We start from the raw sequence: 4514 nt of genomic DNA on the forward strand, positions 1-4514 counted from the left end.
ATGACTTCACTTAAACGCACGCCTTTGCATTCGTTGCATGTTGAGTTGGGTGGTAAGCTGGTTGATTTTGCTGGGTGGGAGATGCCTGTTCAGTATCCTTTGGGGATTATGGGCGAACATAAGCAGTGTCGTGAGAAGGCGGCGTTGTTTGATGTGTCTCATATGGGTCAGGTGATCCTTCGGGGTGAGAATGTGGGTGAGAAGCTGGAAGCTTTGTGCCCGCAGGCTTATGCGACGCTGAAGGAAGGCAAGGCGCGGTACGGGTTCTTTACGAACCCGGAAGGCGGGATCATGGATGACCTGATCGTGTCGAACGCGGGCGATCATTTCTTTGTGGTGGTGAACGCGGCGCTGCGGCATCAGGACATTCCGCATATGCAAGCGCACCTGGATGGCGTCGAAGTGACCGAGATTTTCGACCGTGCTCTGGTGGCGGTGCAAGGCCCCAAGGCCGAAGATGTGGTGGGCGAGCTTTGCCCTGCCGCCCGGGACCTGAAGTTCATGGAAACCACTGTGGCGGATATCAACGGCGTCGCATGCCGCATCTCACGGCTGGGCTATACCGGCGAGGATGGCTACGAGATTTCGATCCCCGAGGACAAGGCGATTGAGGTCAGCAAGGCCTTCCTGGCACATGAGGATTGCGAACCGGCGGGTCTGGGCGCGCGCGACAGCCTGCGGCTGGAGGCGGGACTGTGCCTTTATGGCAATGACATCGACCAGAGCACCTCACCGATTGAGGCCAGCCTCGGCTGGGCGATCCAGAAGCGTCGCAAAGAAGAAGGCGGGTTCCCGGGCGCCGAGCGTGTGCAAAAGGAACTGGCCGAGGGGGCTGCCCGCAAGCTGGTGGGCATCCAGCCCGATGGCCGCGCGCCTGCGCGTCAGGGCGTGGAAGTGCAATGCCTCGAGGGCAACACGATCGGTCAGATCACCTCGGGCAGCTTTGGCCCCACGGTGGGTGGCCCCGTTGCGATGGGCTATGTGAGCAAAGGCCATGGCGAGCCGGGCGAGAAGGTGAACCTGATCATCCGGGGCAAGGCGCAACCGGCGCAGATCGTGGCGCTGCCCTTTGTCACCCAGAATTACAAGCGTTGAAGTCAGGAGAAAGACAAGATGGCAACCTATTATTCCGAAGAGCATGAATGGCTGACCGTTGAGGGCGACACCGCCACGCTGGGCATCACCAAACACGCAGCCGAGCAGCTGGGTGAGGTGGTCTTTGTCGAGCAGCAGGAAGCGGGCGACGAGTTCGAAAAAGGCGGCGAGATCGGCGTGATCGAATCCGTCAAGGCCGCGTCCGAGCTTTATGCTCCGGTGGATGGCGAGATCGTTGAAGTGAACGAGGCGCTGGCCGACAACCCCGGTTCGCTGAACGAAGACCCCGAGGGCGAAGCCTGGATCTACAAGATCAAAATCAGCGACGCATCGCAGCTGGAAGATCTGATGGACGAGGCCGGCTACAAAGCCTTCATCGGCTGACTCCGAACGGCGGAGCCTTTCACGGATCCGCTCCTTCATCTGGCTAAAAATATCCCCGCCGGAGGCTCCTGCAGCCTCCGCCGGACCTGACCTATCCATAGGAGCGCTGCAATGGCCTTCAAACTGACCGACTACGAAGCCTATGACTTCGCCAATCGCCGCCACATTGGCCCGTCACCCACCGAGATGCGCGACATGCTCAAGGTGATTGGCTTCAAGACGCTGGACGAGTTGATCGACGCCACCGTCCCGCCCGCGATCCGGCAGAAAGAGCCGCTGGACTGGGGTCCGGCGATGACGGAACGCGATGCGCTGTTTCACATGAAAGAGGTGGCGAGCAAGAACAAGGTTCTGACCTCGCTGATCGGTCAGGGCTATTACGGCACCACCACGCCGGCACCGATCCTGCGCAACATCCTGGAAAACCCGGCCTGGTACACCGCCTACACGCCCTATCAGCCCGAGATCAGCCAGGGCCGGCTTGAGGCGCTGCTGAACTTCCAGACCATGGTCAGCGACCTGACCGGGCTGGACGTGGCCAATGCGTCGCTGCTGGACGAAGCCACTGCTGCGGCGGAAGCGATGGCCATGGCCAAGCGCGGCGGCCGGTCCAAGGCAAACAACGCGGCCTTCTTCGTCGACAAGAACTGCCACCCGCAGACCATCGCCGTGATCAAGACCCGCGCCGAGCCTCTGGGCATCGACGTGCAGGTGGCTGATCCCGATACGCTGGACGCAGGTTCCGTCTTTGGCGCCATCTTCCAGTATCCCGGCACCCATGGCCATGTGCGCGACTTCACCAACGAGATCGCGGCGCTGCATGAACATAAAGCCATTGCCATTGTTGCTGCCGACATCCTGTCGCTGGCACTGCTGAAGTCCCCCGGCGAGATGGGTGCAGACATTGCCATCGGCTCGACCCAGCGCTTTGGCGTTCCGATGGGCTATGGCGGGCCCCATGCTGCCTATATGGCAACCACCGACAAGCTGAAGCGCTCGATGCCGGGCCGGATCATCGGTGTCAGCATCGACAGCCGCGGCAACAAGGCCTACCGCCTGTCGCTGCAAACCCGCGAGCAGCATATCCGCCGCGAGAAAGCCAACTCGAACGTCTGCACCGCGCAGGCGCTGCTGGCTGTCATTGCCTCGATGTATGCCGTGTACCATGGCCCCGATGGCATCAAGGCCATCGCGCAATCGGTGCACCGCAAGACCTCGCGCCTGGCCGCCGGTCTGGAAGAGGCGGGCTTTGCCGTGGAGCCGGAGGTGTTCTTCGACACCATCACGGTCGAAGTTGGTCATCTGCAGAACGTGGTGATGGAGGCCGCTGTGGCCCGGGGCGTCAATCTGCGCAAGGTGGGTGACACGAAAGTGGGCATCAGCCTGGACGAACAGACCCGCCCCGAGACCATCGAGGCGGTCTGGGGGGCCTTTGGCATCGATCGGGCGGATGACAGTTCGAACAAGCAATACCGCCTGCCGGATTACGCCCTGCGTGAAAGCGAATATCTGACCCACCCGATCTTCCACAAGAACCGGGCCGAGGCCGAGATCACGCGGTATATGCGCCGTCTGGCCGACCGCGATCTGGCGCTGGACCGGGCGATGATCCCGCTGGGGTCCTGCACCATGAAGCTGAACGCCACGATCGAGATGATCCCGGTCACCTGGCCCGAGTTCGGCAATCTGCATCCGTTCTGCCCCGAAGATCAGGCGCAGGGCTATCACGAGATGATTGCGGATCTGAACGACAAGCTGTGCCAGATCACCGGCTATGACGCGATCTCCCAGCAGCCCAACTCGGGCGCGCAGGGGGAATATGCGGGCCTGCTGACCATCCGCAACTATCACTTCGCCCGCGGGCAGGGGCAGCGGAACGTCTGCCTGATCCCGACCTCGGCGCATGGCACCAACCCGGCCTCGGCGCAGATGGTGGGCTGGCAGGTTGTGCCGGTGCAGGCGGATGAGAATGGCAATATCGATATCGCCGACTTCCGCGCCAAGGCGGAAAAGCACTCCGACCATCTGGCCGCCTGCATGATCACCTATCCGTCCACCCATGGTGTGTTCGAGACCACCGTGCAGGAGGTCTGCCAGATCACCCATGATCACGGCGGTCAGGTCTATATCGACGGGGCCAACATGAACGCGATGGTGGGTCTGTCGCGCCCGGGTGACATTGGCGGTGACGTCAGCCACCTGAACCTGCACAAGACCTTCTGCATCCCGCATGGCGGCGGCGGCCCCGGCATGGGCCCGATCGGCGTCAAGGCGCACCTGACCGAGCACCTGCCGGGCCACCCGGAATATGGCACTGCTGTGGGTCCGGTCTCGGCGGCACCGTTTGGCTCGCCCTCGATCCTGCCGGTCTCGTGGGCTTATGTGCTGCTGATGGGTGGCGCGGGTCTGACACAGGCGACCAAGGTGGCGATCCTGAACGCCAACTATATCGCGGCGCGCCTGAGCGACGCCTATCCGATCCTCTACACCTCGGAAACGGGTCGCGTGGCGCATGAATGCATCCTCGACACCCGTCCGCTGGACGAGGCCGCGCATGTCAGCGTCGACGACATCGCCAAACGTCTGGTCGATTCAGGCTTCCACGCGCCGACCATGTCCTGGCCGGTGGCGGGCACCCTGATGGTGGAGCCCACGGAATCGGAACCCATGGCGGAACTGGACCGTTTCTGCGACGCCATGCTCTCGATCCGCTCGGAAGCGCAGGACATCATCGACGGTAAGATCGACGCGGAGAACAACCCGCTGAAAAACGCCCCCCACACGGTGCGCGATCTGGTCGGCGACTGGGACCGCCCCTACACCCGTGAACAGGCCTGCTTCCCGCCGGGCTCCATCGGCGTCGACAAATACTGGTCTCCCGTCAACCGCGTCGACAACGCATATGGCGACAGAAACCTCGTCTGCACATGCCCCCCAATGGACGCATACGCAGACGCCGCCGAGTAAACGCAAAAACAAAACCCCGCCAAAAACAGGCGGGGTTTTCGCCAATCGGAAACTCATGTTCTGATTTG

3 protein-coding genes are annotated in these 4514 nt (G+C 62.1%); all 3 read left to right on the forward strand.

What is annotated here, in order from left to right:
• Nucleotides 1-1095 carry a glycine cleavage system aminomethyltransferase GcvT gene (gene gcvT / locus AC2FLD_RS22275; protein WP_496674481.1) on the forward strand — a complete coding sequence of 365 codons (1095 nt, stop codon included), beginning with the start codon at nucleotides 1-3 and terminating at the stop codon, nucleotides 1093-1095.
• A gap of 18 nt (nucleotides 1096-1113) precedes the next feature.
• Complete coding sequence (gcvH, locus tag AC2FLD_RS22280) at nucleotides 1114-1479, forward strand: glycine cleavage system protein GcvH (RefSeq protein ID WP_496674478.1); 366 nt, start codon at nucleotides 1114-1116, stop codon at nucleotides 1477-1479.
• 111 nt (nucleotides 1480-1590) lie between these two features.
• Entirely contained in the window at nucleotides 1591-4446 is a 2856-nt protein-coding gene (gcvP, locus tag AC2FLD_RS22285; protein ID WP_496674475.1) for an aminomethyl-transferring glycine dehydrogenase, read from the forward strand.
• The last annotated feature ends 68 nt before the right edge of the window (nucleotides 4447-4514 follow it).

The sequence above is a fragment of the Ruegeria sp. CDSA021 genome, assembly GCF_059612325.1.

Bases quoted from the DNA above. Each gene is read 5' to 3' on its own strand.
- gcvH (WP_496674478.1), top strand. From the start codon at position 1,114: ATGGCAACCTATTATTCCGAAGAGCATGAATGGCTGACCGTTGAGGGC.
- gcvP (WP_496674475.1), top strand. From the start codon at position 1,591: ATGGCCTTCAAACTGACCGACTACGAAGCCTATGACTTCGCCAATCGC.
- gcvT (WP_496674481.1), top strand. From the start codon at position 1: ATGACTTCACTTAAACGCACGCCTTTGCATTCGTTGCATGTTGAGTTG.